The following is a 224-nucleotide window of genomic DNA, read 5'->3' on the forward strand; positions in this document are numbered from 1 at the left end:
CTTAGTTGTCCATTCATCGACAGCCTTTTTTCTTTCCTGATCCCCAGACTCCGGCAGTAGGTCATATTTTATCATTTGTATCCAGGGACCTTGCATGAATTTTTTCATGCCTTCACTTGGTGGTGCTTCAAACAAAGTTTTGACTGTGTCCCGTAGATTTTCTGACTCTCCAATAAATCGACAATTTATAGGCTCATCATTTACAATTCCAAAAACACCAAACA

At 39.3% G+C, this 224-nt stretch carries 1 protein-coding gene; it reads right to left on the minus strand.

Annotated elements, in window-relative coordinates; translation table 11 throughout:
- Positions 1-224, minus strand: a 224-nt coding sequence (locus E1163_RS31050) for a hypothetical protein (RefSeq protein ID WP_221418061.1), incomplete at both ends; no start/stop codon positions are given.

This window comes from Fulvivirga kasyanovii (assembly GCF_009711405.1).
GTDB classification, from domain to species: Bacteria; Bacteroidota; Bacteroidia; order Cytophagales; family Cyclobacteriaceae; genus Fulvivirga; species Fulvivirga kasyanovii.